Origin of the sequence: Pseudomonas sp. SIMBA_068, from assembly GCF_046534705.1 — a bacterium.
Lineage (GTDB): Bacteria > Pseudomonadota > Gammaproteobacteria > Pseudomonadales > Pseudomonadaceae > Aquipseudomonas > Aquipseudomonas putida.
Window position 1 is genome coordinate 1 of the sequence record NZ_JAWRYI010000941.1, and the last position, 257, is coordinate 257.

Annotated in this window: 1 protein-coding gene; it reads right to left on the reverse strand. The window is 66.9% G+C overall.

Annotated features, from left to right (window positions below):
• A partial coding sequence (locus tag SB756_RS32180; protein WP_410913516.1) for an amidase family protein occupies positions 1-257 on the reverse strand: 257 nt, incomplete at both ends.

Genomic DNA, 257 nt, shown 5'->3' on the forward strand with positions numbered 1-257 from the left:
GAGGATTTCCAGCAGGTCGGCCATGGTACGGGCATACGGCACCACCACGTCCATGGTCGGCGTCAGCGGCCAGTTGCCACGTACCGAAATCACCCCGCGCGAAGGGGTATAGGCGCACAGGCCGTTGTTGGACGCAGGGCCGCGGCCGCTCGACCAGGTTTCTTCGGCCAGGCCGAAGTCGCTGAAGCTGGCGGCGGTGGCAGTACCGGCACCGTTGGACGAGCCCGAGGCGAAGGGGGCGGTCAGGTAGTTGGAGT